18 protein-coding genes are annotated in these 22,642 nt (G+C 60.4%); 8 read left to right on the forward strand and 10 right to left on the reverse strand.

The window, feature by feature from the left end; genetic code table 11:
• Nucleotides 1–29: 29 nt before the first annotated feature.
• Nucleotides 30–4,292: a YhdP family protein gene (locus LAD35_RS19545; protein WP_224150592.1), complete on the reverse strand. Its 4,263-nt coding sequence runs from the start codon at nucleotides 4,290–4,292 to the stop codon at nucleotides 30–32.
• 119 nt (nucleotides 4,293–4,411) lie between these two features.
• Between LAD35_RS19545 and glnE the strand changes: the two genes are divergently transcribed.
• On the forward strand, nucleotides 4,412–7,153 hold the full coding sequence (gene glnE, locus LAD35_RS19550) for a bifunctional [glutamate--ammonia ligase]-adenylyl-L-tyrosine phosphorylase/[glutamate--ammonia-ligase] adenylyltransferase (RefSeq protein ID WP_224150593.1): 2,742 nt from the start codon (nucleotides 4,412–4,414) through the stop codon (nucleotides 7,151–7,153).
• 489 nt (nucleotides 7,154–7,642) lie between these two features.
• Here the strand turns inward: glnE and LAD35_RS19555 are convergent, their stop codons facing one another.
• Nucleotides 7,643–8,266, reverse strand: a complete 624-nt coding sequence (locus tag LAD35_RS19555) for a glutathione S-transferase family protein (RefSeq protein ID WP_224150594.1) — start codon at nucleotides 8,264–8,266, stop codon at nucleotides 7,643–7,645.
• 154 nt (nucleotides 8,267–8,420) lie between these two features.
• Here LAD35_RS19555 and purB point away from each other — a divergent pair, with 154 nt between their 5' ends.
• Entirely contained in the window at nucleotides 8,421–9,800 is a 1,380-nt protein-coding gene (gene purB, locus LAD35_RS19560) for an adenylosuccinate lyase (RefSeq protein WP_224150595.1), read from the forward strand.
• A gap of 99 nt (nucleotides 9,801–9,899) precedes the next feature.
• On the forward strand, nucleotides 9,900–10,460 hold the full coding sequence (locus LAD35_RS19565; RefSeq protein ID WP_224150596.1) for a YaeQ family protein: 561 nt from the start codon (nucleotides 9,900–9,902) through the stop codon (nucleotides 10,458–10,460).
• A 117-nt stretch (nucleotides 10,461–10,577) separates the two neighbouring features.
• Here the strand turns inward: LAD35_RS19565 and LAD35_RS19570 are convergent, their stop codons facing one another.
• Nucleotides 10,578–11,006, reverse strand: coding sequence for a DUF3717 domain-containing protein (locus tag LAD35_RS19570; RefSeq protein WP_224150597.1), 429 nt, complete (start codon nucleotides 11,004–11,006; stop codon nucleotides 10,578–10,580).
• A 445-nt stretch (nucleotides 11,007–11,451) separates the two neighbouring features.
• On the opposite strand from LAD35_RS19570, the gene LAD35_RS19575 reads away from it, so the two are divergent.
• From LAD35_RS19575 to LAD35_RS19585, 3 genes are all read left to right on the forward strand, one after another.
• Nucleotides 11,452–12,219, forward strand: a complete 768-nt coding sequence (locus tag LAD35_RS19575) for a TerC family protein (RefSeq protein ID WP_224150598.1) — start codon at nucleotides 11,452–11,454, stop codon at nucleotides 12,217–12,219.
• Between the two features lie 74 nt (nucleotides 12,220–12,293).
• Complete coding sequence (locus tag LAD35_RS19580; protein ID WP_184704400.1) at nucleotides 12,294–12,728, forward strand: hypothetical protein; 435 nt, start codon at nucleotides 12,294–12,296, stop codon at nucleotides 12,726–12,728.
• A gap of 177 nt (nucleotides 12,729–12,905) precedes the next feature.
• The gene (locus tag LAD35_RS19585) at nucleotides 12,906–13,262 is read left to right on the forward strand and encodes a phage holin family protein (RefSeq protein WP_224150599.1); all 357 of its coding nucleotides are present in this window, start codon (nucleotides 12,906–12,908) and stop codon (nucleotides 13,260–13,262) included.
• Here LAD35_RS19585 and LAD35_RS19590 read toward each other — a convergent pair.
• Nucleotides 13,230–14,897 (reverse strand): M48 family metalloprotease, encoded by a 1,668-nt coding sequence (locus LAD35_RS19590; protein WP_224150600.1) that lies wholly within the window; start codon nucleotides 14,895–14,897, stop codon nucleotides 13,230–13,232. The two genes, LAD35_RS19585 and LAD35_RS19590, sit on opposite strands and share 33 nt — an antisense overlap.
• Before the next feature lie 252 nt (nucleotides 14,898–15,149).
• Here LAD35_RS19590 and moaC point away from each other — a divergent pair, with 252 nt between their 5' ends.
• Nucleotides 15,150–15,632: a cyclic pyranopterin monophosphate synthase MoaC gene (gene moaC, locus LAD35_RS19595; protein WP_224150601.1), complete on the forward strand. Its 483-nt coding sequence runs from the start codon at nucleotides 15,150–15,152 to the stop codon at nucleotides 15,630–15,632.
• Here the strand turns inward: moaC and tfpZ are convergent.
• From tfpZ to sucC, 6 genes are all read right to left on the reverse strand, one after another.
• Complete coding sequence (tfpZ, locus tag LAD35_RS19600) at nucleotides 15,629–16,408, reverse strand: TfpX/TfpZ family type IV pilin accessory protein (RefSeq protein ID WP_224150602.1); 780 nt, start codon at nucleotides 16,406–16,408, stop codon at nucleotides 15,629–15,631. The genes moaC and tfpZ overlap by 4 nt on opposite strands.
• 57 nt (nucleotides 16,409–16,465) lie before the next feature.
• On the reverse strand, nucleotides 16,466–17,023 hold the full coding sequence (locus LAD35_RS19605; protein WP_224150603.1) for a pilin: 558 nt from the start codon (nucleotides 17,021–17,023) through the stop codon (nucleotides 16,466–16,468).
• A 313-nt stretch (nucleotides 17,024–17,336) separates the two neighbouring features.
• Entirely contained in the window at nucleotides 17,337–18,035 is a 699-nt protein-coding gene (locus LAD35_RS19610; RefSeq protein ID WP_224150604.1) for an FHA domain-containing protein, read from the reverse strand.
• A gap of 158 nt (nucleotides 18,036–18,193) precedes the next feature.
• Entirely contained in the window at nucleotides 18,194–18,877 is a 684-nt protein-coding gene (locus LAD35_RS19615) for a TerC family protein (RefSeq protein WP_224150605.1), read from the reverse strand.
• A 169-nt stretch (nucleotides 18,878–19,046) separates the two neighbouring features.
• Entirely contained in the window at nucleotides 19,047–19,943 is an 897-nt protein-coding gene (gene sucD / locus LAD35_RS19620; protein ID WP_184704425.1) for a succinate--CoA ligase subunit alpha, read from the reverse strand.
• Nucleotides 19,944–19,960: 17 nt separating this feature from the next.
• The gene (gene sucC, locus LAD35_RS19625; protein WP_224150606.1) at nucleotides 19,961–21,121 is read right to left on the reverse strand and encodes an ADP-forming succinate--CoA ligase subunit beta; all 1,161 of its coding nucleotides are present in this window, start codon (nucleotides 21,119–21,121) and stop codon (nucleotides 19,961–19,963) included.
• A gap of 529 nt (nucleotides 21,122–21,650) precedes the next feature.
• On the opposite strand from sucC, the gene argC reads away from it, so the two are divergent.
• Nucleotides 21,651–22,583 (forward strand): N-acetyl-gamma-glutamyl-phosphate reductase, encoded by a 933-nt coding sequence (argC, locus tag LAD35_RS19630; protein ID WP_224150607.1) that lies wholly within the window; start codon nucleotides 21,651–21,653, stop codon nucleotides 22,581–22,583.
• Nucleotides 22,584–22,642 lie beyond the last annotated feature (59 nt).

The following is a 22,642-nucleotide window of genomic DNA, read 5'->3' on the forward strand; positions in this document are numbered from 1 at the left end:
TTCTCAGGAACTGGAAGTGAGGCAGCCTCTCAGTGCGACGGCTCTGCCTGCTTGTCCGCCGCAGCGGCACGCTGAATGCGCCGCACCTCCGGGTCCGCCCAGGAACCCGAGACTTCGAACTGCTGCGTCACCGCCTGCGTGATCTGCCCCTTGAACAGCGCCTGCGCCAGAAAGCTGCCGATACCGATGACAGGGTTGATGGCCGTCGTCACCAGCGACAAGGTGGTGGTGTTGAGCTCGGGGATGACCACCACATGCAGGTTCTGGGTTTCATCGCGCAGATTGACCTTGCCCTCCAGCAGCACAGCGGCGGTCACACCTTTCATCTGCAGGTTGGTGGTGGAGGCCAGGCCATCGTGGATGTCCACATCGCCACGCACAAAATCAAAACCGAACCCGGCGCTGAAGATGTCCTTGAAATCCAGGGTCAGCCGACGCGGCAGCGCCTGCAGGTTGAGCACGCCCAGCAGCTTGGCAATGCCCGGCTCCACTTTGAGGAACTGGCCCTGCCCCACGTCCACATGCAGCTTGCCGTCCATGCTGGTGTAGTCGGGGCTGAGCGGGCTGCCCGTCCATGCAATGCGCCCTTGCAGAACACCCTTGCCCCTGCTCACCACACCGGCCATACCCAGGCGACGCAGCAGATCGCCCGTGTCCTTCAAATCGAGCCGCATGTCGAGCTGCGTGCGGCGCGCGCCCTGCGCAGCAGGCCCGACGGCTGCCGCTTGGACGGCCCCCGCTTGGACGGCCCCCCAATCTCCACTCGCCTGCAGGCTGGCGGCGTCGTTGCTCAGCACCATCTGCTGCAGGTGCCACCACGACTGCGCGCCCTGGCTGCGGTTGCTGGCCTGCAAATCCAGCCGACCGACAGAGTGGCCGTGCCAGCGCAGGTCATCCACGACAATGTCGAGCGCAGGGAGGCGCCGCGGCTGCTCATTGCTGTCGTCCTCTGCAGCTGGCGCCTTGCTCTCGTCGCTGCTTTTCTTGTCCACCCGCAATTGCGACAGGCGCGCGCGCACCGTGCCGGGGCCGCCCTTCTCCTGCACATAGTCGAGCTGACCGTCCAGCAGGCTGGAGCGCACCTCGCTGCTCCAGCGATCACCCTTGCGCGACCCGCGCATCTGCAATTGCTGTACTTCCATGCCCCGCACCTGCAACGCGCCCACACGCACATCCCAGTGGTCAGGCAGGTAATCGGCCACGAGATCGCTGCTGCCGATGGTGCTGCCGGCACTGCGCGCTGCGGTCTGCCCGGAAGGCGGAGCCGCAGCCGGGCCTGCCGCAGGCTCCAGCCGCTGCAGCGCGGTTTGCCAGGCCTGCACGTCCAGCCGTGGGAACTCGATCTCCGCTGCCACGCCCTTGGCTGGCAGGGCCAGCGCACCGCTGCCCAGGCGGATGGCACCACTCACCACCTTGGCCGGTGTCGCCGCATCGGCATCCCATTCGCGCACGTAGCGCACCTGCGCCCTGCCCGCAAGATCAAAGTCAATGGTTTCTCGCACGGGGCTCTGCCCAGCAGAGGCCGCACTTTCCGGTACCGTGGATGCAAAGTGCATGGGCCAGCTCTCGGCCTGGGCCTTTTGCAGCGGCGGCGGCAAGTTCAGCGCCATACCCTGCAGATCGCTGCGCACGTCCACCAGGGGCACCCCACGCGCCATGCTGATGCGCAATTGGTAGGCCGCCTGCCCTTGCGCGAGCCGGGCCAGTTGCACGGCGGGCCCCAGCTCCTGCGCCTGCAGCAGGCCTTGTACGGTGGCGATGCCGCTGGCGCGGACATCCACGGCCGGGCCGTGGTCTGCACCGGGAGGGAGTTTGCTCACGTCCATGCCGCCCGCAAACTGCACCGCTCCCCCCAGGGCCTCACCCTTCAAATCCTGCAATGCAAAACCATGTTCGGAAAACTGCACGGCCCCCGTGACCTGCTGCACCTCGGGCGCATCGCTGTGGAACTGGATGCGGTTGCCGGCCAGCAACACCTTGCCATCGACCTTGGCCTTTTCCATATGGTGCACCGGCAGATCGAGCTTGAGCTGCAACTGCGCTTCGCCATCGGCCTGCGTCTGCGCCAAAGCGCCGTCGGTGAGTGCATCAATGTGCGATTTGCGCACCGTGTTCAACATATCGACCAGTGGCCCGCGCGCGCGCGCATTGACGGCGACCGTGGTGTCGTGAAAATCTGCAATCCTGGCCGTGGCCTGTTCCACGCGGATGCGCTCGTTGCCGTCCAGGATGCCTTTGGCCTGGTTAACCTGCATGCCTGGGCCGTCAAACACCAGCTCTCCCGAGAGGCGGTTGAGCTCCGGCCAGGGCTTTTCGCCCGGCAACAGGTGCGAAGCGGGCACGTAGGCATAACGCACATCGCGCACGGGAGCCGTGATCCGAAAAACGCCCTGCCCCCGATCGCGGAAAGGCACATCCCACAGATCGCCTTTGATCTCGAACTGCACATTGCTCGCCTGGCCCGCCAGAATGGCATCGCGCACATAGTGGCGCGCATCGGGAGGGATGTGCAGCGGCAGATAGCGGTGAACCATGGTGCCATCGGCGCGCTCCAGCGCCCCTTTGAGCTGCAGAATGCCGGGAAAGCGAGACTTAGCTCCCGATTTTTCCGGATCAGCCGTGTGCCAGGACCAGCGCGCATGGCCCGCAGCGTGCGGATTGGCAAATTCCAGCTTCTCCGACTGCATCTGGATCTGGTCGCCCGCCACGGTCCAGCTCAGCTGGGTGTGCGCTGCGGTAATCGGCAACAGTGGCTCCTCAAACACGGTAGGCAGATAAAGCGCCCCATCGGCAAAGCGCACGGTCGCCTCGCCCCCTGCGGCGCTGGCGTTCAGCTGCAAGTCGAGGCCGCGCAGGCCCCAATGCGCATCCCGCGCGCCGAGCACCAGTCCGCCATGTTCGTCGCGCGCTGCGTTGGCGCGCACGGGAGCAGCAGGCATGCCAAAGTCCAGGTGCCCCACATCGGCCTTGACGCGCCAGTCCTCGATCTTGTCGGCATCCCCGCCGCGCCAGTGCGCCGAGGCTTCACGGATCAGGCCCGCAGGCCGGTTGCTCACCAACCACTGGCGTACATCGGCAGGAATGGGCAACAGCCGCGCCAGCTCGGCCAGAGATGCGATATCGAGCGATTGCGCGCTGGCTTCCGTCTCACTGGGCTGCTTGCCCTGGGCATACACGTGGTTGATGCGCACACTGCCACCGGGCCACTGCTGGCCCTGGGCCGATTCCACGGCCAGCTTGTCGGTAAAGAGGCGAAAGCCGGTTGCATCGGCCTTGCCTCCCAGCCGTCCGTGTACCGAGCGCAGCAGCAAAATCGGAGTTTCGTCCGCCGGCTTGCTATTTTTTTGAGAGCTACCAGCGCTTACTGGTCGTTCACCAGCCGCAGCTTTTTCTTCGAAAAGCGCAAAATTGCGCCGCATGCCGACATCGCGCAATGCCACATCGGCAGTTCCATTCTTGATCTGGCCGCGTTCCACATCGATCCACAGGCGTGCAGAACCCAGCCCTTGCTGCAACCCGACCGAAGGCGGCAGGTAGGGTGCCATGGCAGCGGCATTGAGCTGCTTGGCCTCGGCGTAAAGCTGGCCGCTCCAGTGTTTCCAGTTGCCATCGTGCAACGCCCAGATTGGCTGGCGCATGCGGCCGCGCAGCTCCAGCACATCGCCCCAGTCGGCAGGCGGGCGGGCGCTGATCTGCCATTCATGGCGCAGGCCGGGGTTGCGCAGCAGAATATTCACATCGCGCAGGGTGACCAGCGGCAGGCCGCGCAACTGGTCGTCCCACACCACGCTGCCGCCTTGCAGCACCACTTCGCGCTGGCGGAACAGCCAGTCCGCCGCGCCGCTGGAGTCACTCTGCCCCGATGTCGCCACAGGAATCCCCGCCACGTGCAGAGCGCCATCGACCGTGCGCTGCACCACCAGTTGCGGCGCAACAATGGCAATCTGCTCGGCCCGCAGTCGCAGCAGCGACGGTACCGACAGGGCAACTTTCACTTCCGGCAGTGCCAGACCGGCTGCGCCATCGGGCTGCAACAGCTGAACCCCCCGCGCCGCAATGGCGGGCACCAGGCCGTTGTCGCCATCGGCCTGCAGCGACTCGATGCGCACGGGTACGCCCAGCAGCTGCGACAGGCGAGATTCCACTTGCGGGCGAAAGTCATTGATACGCGGCACAATCCACCAGTGCAACGCCGCCACGGCCACTGCCAGGAGCAATGCCGCAACCAGCAAAAGCCTCAAAGCCCATTGCACCAGTGTGGCAAGAGGCCGGAGCAGTCGGGACGCGCGCACAGTCAATGAAGTCCAATCAGTAGGGGAAAGAAGAATTATGGCCCGCGGCAGCCTCGCAGCTTGCATTTCAGATGTGAACATTTGAACAGGCGCCGCCGATCCATTCTTTGAATAGCGCTATGGCACAAACGGATATCACCACCCAGCCGGCTCCCATGCAATTGCCCTCGCCGCTGGCAGCACACTCCCGCTTTTTCCAGCGCCTGCATCGCCGCTATGCCGACATGCTGGACATGCTGCCCGCCGGCGCTCCTGTGCATGCCACCATGCGCTCCACCCTGGAAGCACTGCAGGCCAAGGGCTACGACCTGGGTGCCTCGCTGCGCATCCTGCGCCAGCTGGTGATGGAGCGCCTGATCTATCTGGACTGCGATGACCACGCAACCCTCGCGGCAGTCACCCGCAGCGTCACCGAACTGGCCGAGTTGGCACTGGATGCCGCCACCGCCGCCGCCCGCGCAGAGCTGGACATCGCACACGGCGCGCCTCAGGGCGCCGATGGCCAGCCGGTGCAGTTCTGGGTGATCGGCATGGGCAAGCTGGGCGCGCGCGAGCTCAATGTCTCCAGCGACATCGACCTGATCTATGTGTACGAACAGGACGGCGATACCGCCGGACGGCCGGACGGCCGGGGCAAGCTCAGCAACCACGAATACTTTCTGCGCGCCGTCAAGCGAATCTACCAATTGGTTGGCGACACCACCGAGCACGGTTTCGTCTTTCGCGTCGACCTGATGCTGCGCCCCAACGGCAACTCGGGCCCGGCGGCCATCTCGCTGTCGGCACTGGAAGACTACCTGCAGACCCACGGCCGCGAATGGGAGCGCTTTGCCTGGATGAAAAGCCGCATCGTAGCGCCGCTCGCCGACATTGCCACGCCCAACGTGCAGGCACTGCGTGGCGTGGTGCTGCCCTTTGTGTTCCGCCGCTACCTCGACTATGCCGTGTTCGACTCGCTGCGCAACCTGCACCGCCAGATCCGCGAGCATGCGTCCAAGCGCAGCGCCGGACACCCGGAGCGCGCCAATGACGTCAAGCTCTCGCGCGGCGGCATCCGCGAGATCGAGTTCATCGTGCAATTGCTGCAGGTGGTGCGCGGCGGGCAGTTCCCCGAGCTGCGCTGCCGCCCGACCTTGGAAGCCCTGGGGCGCCTTGCCCGCGCAGGCCTGATGGCCGACGCGACTGCCCAGGCCCTTGCCAATGCCTACACCTTCCTGCGCCAGGTGGAGCACCGCATCCAGTACCTGGACGACCAGCAGACCCACGTATTGCCCACGCGTGACGACGACCTGCTCTGGATGGCCAGAACCCTGGGCTACGACAACGAATGCGCCTTCCTGCACCAGCTCGATGCCCACCGCGAGCTGGTGGCCGAGGAATTCGACAAATTGCTGGGCGATACCAAGGGCTGCAGCTCCGGCCAATGCGGCGGCACCAAAGCCCCGGCAGCCCCGGAACTGGACGCCGTGCTGGCCCAGCTGCCGGGCAGCGTGCGCGAGCGCATTGAGCAGTGGCAGCGCAATCCCCGCTACGCCTACCTGAGCGACGGAGGCAAGACCCGCCTGGTGATGCTCCTGCAGCGCACCGCGCAATGGCTGGCCCAGGGCCAGGTGAGCGAAATCGCCGCCGTGCGCCTGGCCGACTGGATGGAGCCCTTGCTGCGCCGCGAAAGCTACCTCGCCCTACTGCAGGAACGCCCCGCTGTGCATGAGAAATTGATGCACTTGCTGGGCGCGGCCAAGTGGCCAGCCCGTTACATGCTGCAGCACCCCGGGGTGATTGATGAGCTGGCGAGCGACGCGCTGATGCACGAACGCTTCAACGCCCCCGAGTTCGAGACCGAACTGGAGCGCCGCCGCGCCGCACTGCAATCGACCGGAGAGGACGACGACGAAAACCTGCTGAATCTGCTGCGCCGCGCCCACCACGCGGAAACCTTCCGCACCCTGGCGCGCGATGTCGAAGGGCACATCACCGTCGAGCAGGTCGCCGATGACCTGTCGGCACTGGCCGATGCGGTGCTGCGCATCACCACGCAGTGGTGCTGGCAGCGCCTGAAAAACCGGCACCGTGACGAGCCCCTGTTCGGCATCATCGGCTACGGCAAGCTAGGCGGCAAGGAACTGGGCTACGGCAGTGATCTGGACATTGTCTTTGTGTTCGACGACGCCGACGATCGCGCCCCCGAGGTGTATTCGGCCTTCGTGCGCAAGCTCATCAGCTGGTTGACCGTCAAGACCGGCGAGGGCGACCTGTTCGAGATCGACACCGCCCTGCGCCCCAACGGCAATTCGGGCCTGCTGGTCACCAGCTTTGATTCCTACGCCAACTACCAGCAGCAGCGCGGCAGCAATACCGCCTGGACCTGGGAGCACCAGGCCATGACGCGAGCGCGCTTTGTTTTGGGCAGCGACGCCCTGGGCGCACGCTTTGATGCCGTGCGCGAAGCCGTCATCACCGCGCCGCGTGATGGCCAGGCGCTGCGTGACGAAATTGTCACCATGCGTGAACGCGTGCGCGGCGCCCACACCGTACCCGCAGGCCTCTTCGATGTGAAACACAGCGTGGGTGGCATGATGGACGTGGAGTTTGCCGTGCAATACCTGGTGCTGCTCCACGCTGGCGCGCACCGCGAACTGATTCCCAACCTGGGCAATATTGCGCTGGTACAACGCGCCGAAGCCGCCGGTCTGGTGCCTGCCAGCGTCGGTCAGGCAGCCGCCAATGCCTATCGCGCGCTGCGCCGTGTGCAGCACGTGGCACGGCTGAACGAAACCCCGACGCAGGTGCCGCTGGGTGAATTGCAGCCAGAGCAGCAAGCCGTTCTGGCGCTGTGGCAAGCCGTATTCAACCCGGGCTAAATACCCCACACCCACCGCATTGCGACAAGGGTTTATACTTGGTTCCGACATCGGCGTGGGCGATCACTTGCACGCAAAGACCCGTCCGTTTGCACTAGTATTAATATTTACCCTATACTGAAACGCGATAGAAAATTACATTCAAAAACAATTAATTTGTTTATTTACAATACATTTTCTCCGGTGCTCTGGAACTTCGGGATTTGAGCCATACTCTATGAACAAGAGTTCAGCAGAGTGGCTTGCCCAAGCTGCAGAATCCCAGCCAGTTTAGTGTTGCGAAGTCTTTCAGGCCGTATGCGGTATGACTGCAAACCTGAGGTGCTTCTCCTCCCTCCCTCTCTATCATTCACTTCGGGACGCTTCGCAACTTTTTTCTTCCAAGGCCCAGTCTACGGACTGGGCCTTTTCTTTGGTGCGGATGGCTTTGGCGCGAGGAAGCTGTCGGCAGCGGTGCGCAGAAGGAGGGGGTCTGCCCCGTATCAGATATCAGACCTGGGGTTGGGTAGCTGCAAAGCTGGGCCGCGCTTCCAGGCGCTCCAGCAATTGCGCCAGATTCGGATACTTGCCCTGCCAGTCCAGCTCCGGAAAGCGGAACAACAGCCACGCCAATGCGCATCCCACGGCAATGTCGGCCAGGCTCAGGTGGATGCCGTTGCCGGCAAAATAGCTTTTCTTGCCCAGGCCCAGACTCATGGCATCGAGCCCAGACCAGACCTTGCCCCATTGGCGATCAATCCATTCCTGGCTGCGCTGCTCAGGCGAGCGCCCGGCAAAAATGTTCTCGAGTCGCACCAGAACGGCCGCATCCAGCACGCCGTCGGCAATCGCTTCCCATGTGCGCACCTCAGCGCGCTCCCGGCCCACGCCAGGAATCAATTTGCCCACAGGCGACAGCGTATCGAGATACTCGACAATCACGCGCGAATCCACCAACGCCGCGCCATCGTCCAATACCAGGCAAGGCACCTTGCCCAGTGGGTTGGCAGCAGTGATGGCCACCCTGTCCTGCCACACATCCAGCAACTCCAACCGGTAGTCGAGCTTTTTCTCCGCCAGCACCACGCGGACCTTGCGTACGTAAGGGCTGGCGAGGCTTCCTAACAATTTCATAGCATTTAAGGTAATGGATTTGCGTAATCGTGGGAGCAAGGGTGGGCTGCACGGACCTTGCTGTAGGTCAACGTGCGCGGCACTGGTGTGGATTGTACCGAGCCAAATCCAGACTGCCGCCGCGGCAAAAGTGCAACTCCTACAATAGCGGTCCATGAGCCTGTCTTCCCTTACCGCCCTTTCCCCGCTGGATGGCCGTTACGCCTCCAAACTCGCAACCCTGCGCCCGATCATGAGCGAATACGGCTACATGCACCGACGCGTGCAGGTCGAAATCACATGGTTCATCGCGCTGTCGGACGCCGGTTTTGCCGAGTTTGCCCCGCTCTCCGAAGGCGCGCGCAGCTATCTGCACGGCCTGGTTGCCAGCTTCTCCGAAGCGGACGCCGAGGCGATCAAGGAGATTGAAAAGACCACCAACCACGACGTAAAGGCGGTGGAATACTGGATCAAGGGCAAGTTCGATGCCCGTCCCGAGCTGCTCAAGGCGGCGGAATTCGTGCACTTTGCCTGCACCAGCGAAGACATCAACAACACCAGCCATGCGCTGCAGATCCGCGCCGGCCGTGACCAGGTCGTGCTGCCGGGCCTCGACCGCGTGGTGCTGAAGCTGCGCGAAATGGCGCACCAGTACGCCTCTGTTCCCATGCTCAGCCGCACCCACGGCCAGACTGCATCGCCCACCACCGTTGGCAAGGAGCTGGCCAACGTGACCGTGCGCCTGCAGGCCGCCATGGAGCGCATTGCCAACGTAAAGCTGCTCGCCAAGATGAACGGTGCCGTCGGCAACTACAACGCCCATCTCTCGGCCTGGCCCGAATTCGACTGGGAAGCCTTCAGCAAGAACGTGATCGAGAAGCAGGAGCCGCAGGGCCTGGGACTGAGCTTTCAGCCCTATTCCATCCAGATCGAGCCGCACGACTACATGGCCGAGCTGTTCGATGCAATTGCCCGTGCCAACACCATCCTGATCGACCTCTCGCGCGACATCTGGGGCTATGTCTCGGTCGGCTACTTCAAGCAGCGCCTCAAAGCAGGCGAGATCGGCTCGTCCACCATGCCGCACAAGGTCAACCCCATCGACTTTGAAAACGCCGAAGGCAACCTGGGCCTGGCCAACGCGCTCCTGCGCCACCTGGCCGAGAAGCTGCCGATCAGCCGCTGGCAGCGCGATCTGACCGATTCGACTGTGCTGCGCAATATTGGCGTGGCCATGGGTTACACGGCCCTGGCCTACGCTTCGCTGATGACCGGGCTGAACAAGCTGGAATTGAACGAAGAGCGCCTGGCCGAAGACCTGAACAATGCCTGGGAAGTGCTGGCCGAGCCCATCCAGACCGTGATGCGCCGCTACGGCGTGCAAGGTGCATACGAAAAGCTCAAGGAAGTCACGCGTGGCAAGACGGTGCTCGCCGAAGACCTGCACCGTCTGATCAACGGCCTGGAAATCCCCCAGGCCGACAAGGATCGTCTCCTGGCAATGACACCTGCCTCGTACACCGGCAAGGCGGCCGAGCTGGCCAAGCGCATCTGACCCTGTCACCGGGCATTCCGCCCGGTTTTTTAATAAAAGTAGCTGCTGGTGCGTACCCCAAAAGCGCAAGCAGCTATTATTTTTGAAGCATTACCCGCCATGGCGCTCAAATCTACGGTCTACAAGGCCAACCTGTCGATTGCAGACATCGACCACAACTACTACGCCGACCACAACCTGACCCTGGCACGCCACCCCAGCGAAACCGACGAGCGCATGATGGTGCGCCTGGTGGCCATGGCGCTCAATGCCCACCAACTGCAGGATTTGTGCAATGGCGATGGCACCCTGGGTTTTGGCGCAGGCCTGTCCGACCCCGATGACCCGGATGTCCACCTGACCGATTTCACCGGCGCCAAGCGCGTATGGATCGAAGTGGGCCAGCCCGAGGAGAAGCCCATCACCAAGGCCTGCAACAAGTCGGACCACATGCTGGTGTACTGTTTTCACCACGCCGCCGAAGTATGGTGGAAAGGCCTGGAAGGCAAACTGGCGCGCCAGGAGAAGCTCGAAGTCTTCCGCCTGCCCTCCGATGTGTCGCAGGAGTTGGCCAGGCTCGCCGAGCGCAGCATGCAGCTGCAGGCAACCATTCAGGAAGGGCAGCTGACGCTCTCCAGCAACCTTGGCACCGTGTTCGTGGAGCCGATTCGCTGGAAATAAGCCATCCGCTGCTGCAAAAAGCCCCTATCGACTGGTTGAGGCAGCGCCACATACGCCGCTGAATACCATGAAAACAATAGCTGCTGGCGCTTATGCATCAAGCGCCAGCAGCTATTTTCATTCAACAAGCTTGACGGGTGCCACACCCAGAGCACGCTCGGCATAGCGGTTGAAACGCCACGCCGAGCCATCGGCCGTGATGCGCTGCCACACGGCGCGCTTTTGCACGGGCGAGTACGACAGCCAGTGCTGAACCTCCTCGAAGCTACGCCCGCAGCCTTTGCAGAAGCCGTCACCCTGGCTGGTGGAGCAGATCGCGATGCAGGGCGTATCCGGCGTGGTGTCATACCAGGCAAGCCAGGCAAACATCGCCTCGCCATCCAGCGCGCCGGCGTCTATCTCGGAAACGCGCCTAAACACCATCTGCGCATACACCTCGGCCAGGGCGCACACTTCGGGTGCCAGTGCCAACCCCGGGCCGCTGGGCACCCGCAGGCGCCAGTGGTTGATCGCGGCCTCGATGTCGGTAATATAAATACGCTCCATAACCCTGGCGATCATAGACCGCAGCATCTGCCCGTCGGGTGAGCCCATGACAATTGCCCTGCGCGCCTTGGGTTTGAAAAGACCGGACCCCGGGCAATACTCCGACGCCGCGCCGGGGCTTTTCACCCATTGTTCCCTGGCATGTGTTTCAATACCGGCTGACGAAGGGGAGTAGCTCCCGTCCAAGCGCTGCCTGCGGCAGGTGTGGGGACAGATAATGCGTCGTCAATACGAAGCCTCAACAGCTTCCGGCGCGTTAGGTTCATGGCGACATGATCTGAGCAAGACCTTTGAAAACCATGGTGCCGCACCACAGGTTTTTCGAAGCCACTGCCCCTGCCTGCGCGCTCGCCGCAGCGGAACACGTCGCCTCTTCAAACCTGTAACGACACCCCATCGCTGGCGGTTTTCCAAAACCGACCGGTTTCTCAAAATAGGTGCTTACATGGATTTGGATTTTCTCACGCACACACCCTTCTGGATCGCCCTCGGCCAGATCATCATCATCGACATCCTGCTCGGTGGCGACAACGCCGTCGTGATTGCGCTGGCCTGCCGCAAACTGCCTCCCGAACAACGCCGAAAAGGCATCATCTACGGCACCGCCGGTGCCATTGTGCTGCGCGTCATCCTGATCGCCTTTGCCATGGTGCTGCTGGCGTTGCCTTTCCTCAAGGTCGTGGGTGCCATCCTCCTCGTGTGGATCGGTATCAAGCTGGTGGCTCCCGATGAAGAGAGCCATGACAACATCCAGGGCAGCGACAAGTTGCTGGCGGCCATCAAAACCATCATCGTGGCCGACCTGGTCATGTCGGTGGACAACGTGATCGCCATTGCCGGCGCCGCACAAAGCTCCGGCGAGCACCAGATGCTGCTCATCATCCTGGGCCTGCTCATCTCGATCCCGATCATCGTCTGGGGCTCGCAACTGGTCATCAAGCTGATGGAACGCTATCCTGTCATCATCGTGGCTGGCGGCATGCTGCTGGGCTGGATTGCAGGTGGCATGCTCGTGACCGACCCCGTGTTCGTCAACACCGAGAAATGGACCTGGATGCCCAAGCTGGGCACGACCGACGAAAAGGGCATGGCGGTGATCTCCACCTCGCTGTACTGGGTAGCCCATGTAGGCGGCGCACTGCTGGTGCTGGCACTGGGCAAGTGGATCGCCAGCAAAAAGACTGCGGAACTCTCGGCAGAAAAGTCCCACTAAGCGGATACAGCCACATTTTCCTTCAACCACCGGGCGGCGCCCAAAGCGCCCCCCGGCCCACCTAGGCCACTTGGATGAACGTAAAAATAGTCTTTGTAGATGACGCCGCTTTCGCCCTGCAACGCTTGACGGAGCGAGCAGCCAGCTGCGAAGAGCACTGGGTGTTGGTGGCTTGCGCCCCCAAGATCACCCGCCGCGCCAGCCGCTGGGGCAACCGCAGCACGCTGGACAAATGGCGCAACAAGTGGGCCAAGAACCTGTTTGAAGGCCTGATCCCGCAAAGCCCTCTGCTGCAGAGCGCACGAGTGTCCACCCATATCTCCGAGGTGAGCGTTCAGCAGATGACTGCCCAGCTGCATGCCGAATACCCGGAAGCTGAAGTGCTGGACTGGCGCCGCCCCAAGGCCATCTCGGAGCCGCCTTCGGCCGATTTCGTGCCCCACCGCGCCAAGCTGGCAGGGTCGCTGCTCAGCGTACTGGGCGTCTGCTTTACCTTGGCTCTGGATTGATCAAATCACCAGCCCGTCCTCACCGGGCCTCTCCCATCAAGCACCTTCGGGTGCTTTTTTGTTGCCTGGGGAGCAACTGTCACTGGGCGCGAGTCTCGCAATAGCGACACTCACATCCGATATTGGAGAAATGGGATGACATGACGCAGCTCCTGCAATCCGCTATGCTGCCCAACCATGAAACTCCTCATCAAATGGCTCCTCTCTGCCCTCGCCTTGCTGTGCGTGGCCTATCTCTATAGCGGCGTAGAAGTGCGCAGCTTTGGTGCAGCATTGATTGCAGCCCTGCTGATCGGCCTGTGCAACGCCATCGTGCGCCCGATTCTGGTGGTGCTGACACTGCCAGTCACGGTGATCACGCTGGGCCTGTTTCTCTTCGTGATCAATGCGCTGATGTTCTGGGCCGCATCGGGAATCGCAGGCAGCGGCTTTCAAGTGCATGGCTTCTGGGCCGCGCTGATCGGCTCGCTGCTCTACTCCATCATCAGCCTGGCCATCGAATCACTTACGAGCCGCCTGCTCTTTCGCGAGTGATTGCATCTCGCGCAGGCGCGTATCGATGATCGAGGCCTCGTAGTAATCGGTGCGGTTCTGGCTGCTGCGCGCCATGTCCTGCCCTGCACGCAAGCGGTCTACGGCAGCCGCATAGTCGTACTGGGCGCTGCGCGCCTCCGCTTCGGCACGGATTGCGCGCAAGGGCTGGCCTTGCAGGCGGAATGCCGTCGCCAGCGCTTGCCATGCAGCAGCGTCCTTGGGAGACTGCGCCGTCAGGCTCTGCAAGGCATTGCTGGTATTGCGCAGCACATCGGCATGCTGCGCCAGGGCTGCGGACGGCAGCTGCGCCAGGGCCTGCGCATCCAGTATTGCAACGGCCCGATCCAGACCACCGGTTGCCGGTAATGGCGCAGCGGTCGAGTTCGTTGGCATCGCCAGGGAGGTGCTGGCGTCCGCATCCGATATGCGCAGTGATTTGTCTTCGCCCTGGCTGATGACCGCTTCATTGACCAGACCCGTTGCCGCATTGCTGACCGTCGTCGTCTTGCGAGCAGCGGGTGCTTGTGGATTGGCAACAGCCGCACCGGCCAGCTTGCCCAGTGCAGCCAATGCGGCATCCGGCGCCCGGTTGGCAAGTGCCAGATCGGCGCGCAGCAGCCCAGCCTGCCGGGTGGCATCCGGGTGGCCCTGCACCAATGCGTCCAATTGGTCCAGCGCCGCCCGCATTGCATCACTACGGCCCAGCTGGCTGTTGGCCAGCGCCGCCAGATACCAGCCACCGGCACGCTGCCCAGCCGTCTTGGCGGCAAACTCGGGCGCCTGCGTCAGTTGCACCCATTGCTGCAGTACGGCGGGCTCCGCCTTCGACAGCACCTTGGCCCGCGCCGACATCATCTGCGCCACCATGCCTGCATCCTGCGGCTGGCGCGCTGCACCGCTGGGCAGGCGCGACTGCATATCGGCAATCCGCTCCGTGGTGAGCGGGTGGGTGCGCAGATAGGGCCAACTGCCGTTGTCATTCATGCGGTTGGCCTGCTGCAGCTTTTCAAACATCGTGACAAAGCCCGCCTGCGAGTACCCTGCGGGTTGCATCAAGCCCATGCCGGTGCGATCCGCCTCGCGCTCCATATCGCGCGAAAAGTTCAGCTGCGTCTGAATGGCGGCAGCCGTCCCGCCCATCATCAGGGCCTGCGCCGCAGCCGGGTTCTTGCTGGCAGCCAGTGCGCCCAACAGCATGCTCGCAATCATCACCGGCGTCATGCGCTTTTGCTGCGCCATCATGCGTGCGATATGCCGCTGGGTGATATGGCTCAACTCGTGCGCCAATACCGACGCCAGCTCGTCACGGCTACCCACCACCGCCACCAAGCCAGTCTGCACCCCCATGAAACCGCCAGGCAGCGCAAACGCGTTCACGGTCGCATCCTGGATCAGCATTACCTGCCAGGCAAAGCGCTCCTGCAACTCGGCCGTCAAGGTGCCGCGCTGCTTGGCGGCCGCCATCAATTCCTGCCAGATGCTGTTGACATAGTCGTACAGAATCGGGTCGTCGATGAACTGCGGATCGCGGTAAATCTCGCGTGCAATATCGTCACCCAGACGCCGCTCCTCGCTGGTCGTCATCTCGGCGCCTTCGCCCATGGCTGGCAAACTCCCCTGGGCGTGGGTCGCCATAGGAGCCAGCGCAGCTGAAACTATCAAATTAGTAGCTAACAGCGCACATCCCGTACGCGCAAACAGCCATTTTTTCATCAAAATTCCGTGTAGCAAAAGATATGACGCCCAGGGCGGAGTCAAGGCATTGCCTGTCGCAATCTCCATGCAGGCAACGACAACGCTAACACGTATGATGAAGCACCCTCGCACAAGTTGCACATGCTGCGCAGAGACAAGAGATACCAGCGATTGAGATTGAAAGCACACGCCATGAATGAACTCACCCACTTCGACGCCCAGGGCCAAGCCCATATGGTAGACGTAGGCGCCAAACCTGCCACCCACCGTATTGCCATTGCAGAAGGCTACATCACCATGCAGCCAGAAACCCTGGCCATCATCCAGGCTGGCACCGCCAAGAAAGGCGACGTTCTGGGCGTGGCACGCCTCGCTGGCATCATGGCCGCCAAGAAAACCAGCGATCTGATCCCTCTGTGCCACCCAATTGCACTGACCAAGGTGTCAGTGGATTTTGAAGTGCTGCCGGAGAAAAATGCTGTCCGCTGCGAGGCGCGGACGGAGACGGTGGGGCAGACGGGGGTGGAGATGGAGGCCCTTACTGCGGTGCAGATTGCGCTATTGACTATTTATGATATGTGTAAGGCGGTTGATCCAAAAATGATATTTAAAGATATCTCCCTAATTAGGAAAACCGGTGGAAAATATAAAAACATCGAATCTCTAGCACTTTAGTCCTCAAACCCATCGACCCTTACATATCCAATGATCGTAGCGTCACCGTTCAAAACAACACTCCACGCATCAAGCATTCTTTTGCTCACCAATGGCAAATAGTAAGAATTGTCCTTTTCAAATCCGTAAAAAGCAGCAGCTTTGTCGATAGTTAGTTTTTCTTGGTCTTGTCCCTTCGCATACAGGCTACTCAGGCGCTTCATTCTGGTCTTGACCATATCGCGGCTCATATCGTAGGCTTGCCACCAGTTCGGCCTCTCGCTGGGCTCCACACCCTTCATGGACATATCTATGCTTTCCAGCGTTTCTTCCCCATTCTTTGCTGATCGAATAGCCAATAATTTTGGCTTGTCAAAAAAAGAGAATTCCTTATATTCATTCGGTGCAAGAGCGGTGTCCTGTGGGTGTATTTGCGCTGCACTGACTGCAACAAATCTATCTACCTCATATACCAATGCTACTGGTCTTGCTTGGTATATGCTAAAAACCCCATAACATAGCGCTGCACATTGAATTATCACAATCAAAGAGATATCAATTCTTAACTCTTTTTTAGATTTTTTAGGATTGAAGATCACCGCAGTCAACAGTGGGCCACATACCACATCAACCCCTACCAATATCCAGAAAAGATGCAACCCACCTGCCAATTCACGGTAAGGAATAGGATACCAAATAACAAAGACGAGATACGCGATAACCGCTGCAATTAGAGCACTACAGAAGAAATGGCATACACCTGCTTTTGAAGCAGCAATGAGACGGTTATTGAACATAAATAGAGACAAAAAAAGAGGAGCATCGCTCCTCTTTTTATTTAACCAAATAACCAATTATCGTGCAGCAAAGCGGCAGTTTGCAGGCAGGTACTTGTACTTTTCAGGACCAGCCTTTGTACCGCAACCCCATACCACAGGAGCGCCAGCGACAAGAGGCTTCAAAGGCTGTGCAGTGTTCGTCACAGTTTCGCTGCCAGGCTCCAGAACCAGCACATTGCCCAAAGCAGTTGCCACTTGGCTACCTGCAGTGTAAGTGACGGTGATCGAACCTTCACCAGCAGCTGGAGTAGCAACATTCGCGATTGCAGAAATCGCAATGCTACCTACGTTGGTGCCCGGCGTAAATTCGTAACCATATACTGCTTCACCAGCAGCTGGAGCAGCTTGAGCACCCGAGCCACCATATGCAATGATTTTTCCGCTAGGGGTATTTGCAAAAGTCTCCGAAACAGCGCCCTTAGCAGCACTTGCCAGCACCAGACCTTCCGAAACGCGGGTACGGATGGTGTAGTCTTGGTATGCAGGCAGAGCGATAGCAGCCAAAATACCAATAATCGCCACAACGATCATCAGTTCGATCAGGGTGAAACCCTTTTGCATCTTACGCAGCATGTTGAAACCTCTCTATGGAATCTGTATTGAAACTAGTAGCCAGATCACAGCGACTTGGCTTGTGAGTAGTAGTGCAAGCGCCGTGCCAACTTTTGGCGGTGTGCGTCAGCTTGCGTGAGGCTGACAAAATTGCGGCTTTTTTGTTAATTGATTGTTGCAAACAGGCATTTTTGTCACATTACGCCTGCCTCGACATTTTTGTCACTCTACAGGCTATCTGCCAGCGAGCATCAACCTTCCGCCCTCAAAATGACAACGGCACCCGAAGGTGCCGTTGGTCTAAGGATTGAAGGAGTGAGCAGACAATCAATCATCAACTCAAGAACTCATACTCCATGCCCGCCAGCTCAATCTTGTCGCCACCTTTGACCACCGCTTCGGTAGTGCTCAGCGCGCGACCATTGAGCTTGGCGTCGGTGGCACCGTCCACCTTGGAGACCACGTAGCCCTTGCCGCGCCTCGTGAAGGCCACCACTGCGATGCCAGGGCGGCCTACGGCGGTCACGATCTTGGAGAGCATCACGTCTTCATCAGCACCTTTGACTGCGCGCAGGTGGGCACCAGCGTTATAGGGCGCTTCCTCATGGTGGGGAAATGCTGCAGGCGATGTGGATGGACCTTCTTCATGCGACTCGTTCTCGGGCAGCATGTGGGGCACAGGGACGGACAGCGCTTCGGTATAGAAACCGCCATTGGGCGAACCGGTCTCTGGTGCGATGGAGCTCATCAAAAAGCGGATGCGGCATTTGCCGATATCGAGCAGATCGCCGCTTTGGAGCACTTGGCGGCGGATCTTGATGCCATTGACCCGGGTGCCGTTGGTGCTGCCCAGGTCTTCCACCACCACGATGCCAATTTTCTTTTCATAGGTGAATGCAACATGCTCCCCACTGACAGCCATGTCGGTGAGGATGATGTCGTTGGAGGAACGGCGGCCCAGGGTAGTTCTGGACTCTTTGAGCACATAGTCCTGAACCACCATTCCATCTAAAGAAACTATTAAGCGTGGCATGTTGATTTACCTCCATGTAATTATACGTAAAATCACAATGGAGTTTCCGGTCTTGATAGTTTTGTTAACAAACGATACGTATCGTCGCTCACGCGTGGGTTTCGGGCGCAAAAAAAGCGCCCTCGGGCGCTTTTCTGGAAGATGGTGGTGAGGGCAGATCAGGCGGCTTTCGCCTCGCCTCGCTTTTGCAGCCACAGGCCCAGCCCCACCACCAGCGCAGCACCTGCAGCAGCGGCAATGTAGTGCAGCGCAGGGTTGGCCTCGACATAGCTGTGCAGCAGTCTGTCGTTCATGATGGTTTCGCCGCCAACCCAGCCGATCAGGCCTGCGCCCAGGATGACGATCACGGGGAAACGCTCCATCAGCTTGATCATCAGCGTGGAGCCAAAGATCACCAGAGGGATGGAGATGGCCAGGCCCAGGATGAGCAGCACCATGTTGCCCTGAGCCGCTGCGGCCACAGCAATCACGTTGTCCAGGCTCATCACCAGATCGGCAATCAGGATGGTGCGGATGGCGGTCATCATCGAGCCGGTGCCCTTGGATGCGCCTTCGTCGTCTTCATTGCTGGTCAGCAGTTGCAGACCGATCCACAGCAGCAGGCAGCCTCCGACGATCTGCAGGAAGGACAGCTCCAGCAGCTTGGCGGCCACCACAGTCAGCACAATCCGCAACACCACGGCGGCGCCGGAGCCAAACATGATGGCTTTTTTCTGCTGCTCAGGCGGGAGTGAACGTGCTGCAAGGGCAATGACAACCGCGTTGTCGCCCGAGAGAATGATGTTGATCCAGATGATTTTGACCAGCCCGATCCAGAAGTCGGGGTGACTGAGGTACTCCATTTTGCGCTCCGTAGTTATGAATGCAAAGACGCCAGATCATGGAGATCTGGCGTCTTCTTTTTAGTTGGAGTACGCAGTGTAGCGGCGCAAACCGCTCTTTACATGCGTAATTTTGCGTAGATACCGCTCGGAGCCTCTTTACGGGTACGCGGAGGCTCCGTGCACGTTCTTACTTCAGCAAGCCCTTGAGCAGGCGGCCCATTTCGGATGGGTTGCGGGTAATGGTGAAACCGCACTCTTCCATGATGGCCAGCTTGGCATCAGCCGTGTCAGCGCCGCCGGAGATCAGCGCGCCTGCGTGGCCCATGCGCTTGCCGGGGGGGGCAGTCACGCCAGCGATGAAGCCAACGACGGGCTTCTTCATGTTGGCCTTGCACCACTGTGCAGCTTCCGCTTCGTCCGGACCGCCGATTTCGCCGATCATGATGACGGCATCGGTGTTGGGATCGTCGTTGAAAGCCTTCATCACATCGATGTGCTTCAAGCCATTGATCGGGTCGCCACCGATACCGACGGCAGACGACTGGCCAATGCCCAGTTCGGTCAGCTGTGCCACGGCTTCGTAGGTCAGCGTGCCGGAGCGGCTCACCACGCCGATGCGGCCTGGCATGTGGATGTGGCCGGGCATGATGCCGATCTTGATTTCACCGGGGGTGATGAGGCCTGGGCAGTTGGGGCCCAGCAGCAGGGTCTTCTTGCCGCCGGCCGCTTCCTTGGCCTTCATCTTGTTGCGCACTTCCAGCATGTCACGCACGGGGATGCCTTCGGTGATGCAGATGGCCAGGTCCAGATCGGCTTCCACGGCTTCCCAGATGGCAGCAGCAGCGCCAGCGGGCGGCACGTAGATCACAGACACGGTTGCACCGGTGTCCTTGGCCGCGTCCTTGACCGAACCGTAGATTGGGATGTCGAAAATCTTTTCGCCAGCCTTCTTGGGGTTCACGCCAGCCACGAAGCAGTTCTTGCCGTTTGCGTATTCCTGGCACTTTTCAGTGTGGAACTGGCCGGTCTTGCCCGTGATGCCTTGGGTAATGACTTTGGTGTCTTTATTGATATAGATAGACATGTTGTGTTCTCCAGGGCTTACTTCACTGCGGCAACGATCTTGGTGGCCGCTTCGGCCATGGTGTCTGCGCTGATGATCGGCAGGCCCGATTCAGCCAGCATCTTCTTGCCCAGCTCTTCGTTGGTACCCTTCATGCGCACGACCAGAGGCACTTGCAGGTTCACGGCCTTGCAGGCGGTGATCACGCCGGTGGCGATGGTGTCGCACTTCATGATGCCGCCAAAGATGTTGACCAGAATGCCCTTGACCTTGGGGTTCTTGAGCATGATCTTGAAGGCTTCGGTGACCTTCTCGGGGGTGGCACCGCCGCCCACGTCCAGGAAGTTGGCAGGCTCGCCGCCGAACAGCTTGATGGTGTCCATGGTGGCCATGGCCAGACCGGCGCCGTTCACCAGGCAGCCGATGTTGCCGTCCAGGCTGATGTAGGCCAGATCGAACTTGGAAGCCTCGATTTCAGCAGGATCTTCTTCGTCCAGGTCGCGGAAGGCCACGATTTCCGGGTGGCGGAACAGGGCGTTGGAGTCGAAGTTGAACTTGGCGTCCAGCGCAATCACGTTGCCCTTGGAGTCACGGTTGAGCGGGTTGATTTCGACCAGCGATGCATCCGTGTCCATGTAGCACTTGTACAGCTTCTGGCAGATGTCGATGAACTGCGCCATCGAGTCCGCAGGCATGCCGATGCCCTTGCCCAGCTCTTCGCCGTCGGCCTGGGTGAAGCCCTTGAGGGGGTCGATGAACACCTTGACGATCTTCTCGGGGGTGCTGTGCGCGACTTCCTCGATGTCCATGCCGCCTTCGCTCGAAGCGATGAAGGCCACCTTCTGCGTGCCACGGTCGGTCACGGCAGACAGGTAGTATTCCTTCTGGATGTCGGCGCCGTCTTCGATGTACAGGCGACGAACCTTCTGGCCTTCAGGGCCGGTCTGGTGCGTGATCAGCTGCATGCCGAGGATCTGCTCAGCCAGCTTCTTCACATCGTCGATCGTCTTGGCCACCTTCACGCCGCCGCCCTTGCCGCGGCCGCCTGCGTGGATCTGGGCCTTCACCACCCAAACCGGGCCACCCAGCTTTTGTGCGGCTTCCACTGCTTCTTGCACAGTGAAAGCGGGAATGCCACGCGGAACGGGCACACCGAACTGACGCAAGATTTCCTTGCCTTGGTATTCATGAATTTTCATGAGTGTCTCTCGGAGTAAAACAAAAAAGGGAAAAACCCGGCGGCCATGCGCGCAGAACAAAGAACTCGCAAACTGGGCTAGGAGGCCTGGCAACCCGCGAATTTAACATGCTGCACTGCGCCATGGCCTGCGCTCGGCCATGCATCCTGAGCGGGCACTCTGGATTTACCTTAGGTACAAATGCTTATAGCTACTATTTGTATAGCTAACTATTGAAGTCTGTTGCGCGCCAATGCCCTTCCCTATTGCCCAACCTGTCTTTCATCACGCGCAGGGAGAACATCTGCAGGTGACTCCCACATAAATACCCGGACACTGCAGGATTTTTGCGACGCCCTGCCGTGCCTGTCACGGTTTTAGGGTAAGCGCCTTGCTGCCTGCAGGCCCTCACCTCAGGGCGAAGAACATGCTCTGGACACAAAATTTCGCACCACCAGCCCACAAATGGCTGCTTTGTATGAAAATAGGTGTTTTCCCATCCAATGGCGGCCGGGCTTACCCATGCCGCAGCACTGCAGGAGTTATGGCAATGGCAAAAGTGTTTATCGACGGCGAAGCTGGCACCACCGGGTTGCAGATTCGCGAGCGCCTGGTGGACATGCCAGGCGTGGAGTTGGTAAGCATTGCGCCCGAGTTGCGCAAGGACCCTGCGGCCAAGCGGACGCTGATTGCTGGTGTCGATCTCGTCATCCTGTGCCTGCACGATGACGCCGCCAAGGAAACCGCTGCCATGGTGGATGCCATCGAGCAGGAAACCGGGCGCACCATCAAGATCATTGATGCCTCCACCGCGCACCGTACCAATGATGCATGGGTGTATGGCTTTCCTGAATTGAGCGCCAGCCAGAAGGCAGCCGTGCAAGGGGCAAAGCGCGTCTCCAACCCTGGCTGCTATGCCACGGGCGCCATTGCCATCCTGCGCCCGCTGGTTGATGCGGGCCTGATCGCGCCCGATGCAGCGCTCGCGCTGCCTTCGGTTTCTGGCTACAGCGGCGGCGGCCGCACCATGATTGAGGCCTACGAGGCCGACACCGCCGCTCCTTACGAGGCCTATGCGCTGGGCCTGACGCACAAGCACATCCCTGAAATCCTGAAGTACACCGGCATGACGCGCCGCCCGGTGTTCATTCCGGCTGTCAGCAATTTTGCGCAAGGCATGCTGGTGCAGTTGCCCCTGCACCTCGAAGAGCTGCCCACCAAACCGCTGATGAGCGATCTGCACGATGCGCTGGCGGCTCACTACGCCAAGACCAACCAGGCGGAACAATGGGTGAAGGTGCTCCCCCCCACGGACGACAACAAGCTGGCCGCTGATACGCTGGCGGGCACCAACAACCTGGAGATTCGCGTGTTCGGCAATGAGCAGTTGCGCCAGGCCGTGGTGATTGCTCGCCTCGACAATCTGGGCAAGGGTGCCAGCGGCGCTGCGGTGCAGAACCTCAAGCTGATGCTCGGCATGTAAAAACATAGCGCAAAGCGCTTGCTTTTCATAGTTTTCAAGCATCAAAATGCCTGAAACAT

It is taken from the genome of Comamonas odontotermitis (assembly GCF_020080045.1).
In the GTDB taxonomy this organism is placed as follows: Bacteria; Pseudomonadota; Gammaproteobacteria; order Burkholderiales; family Burkholderiaceae_C; genus Comamonas; species Comamonas odontotermitis.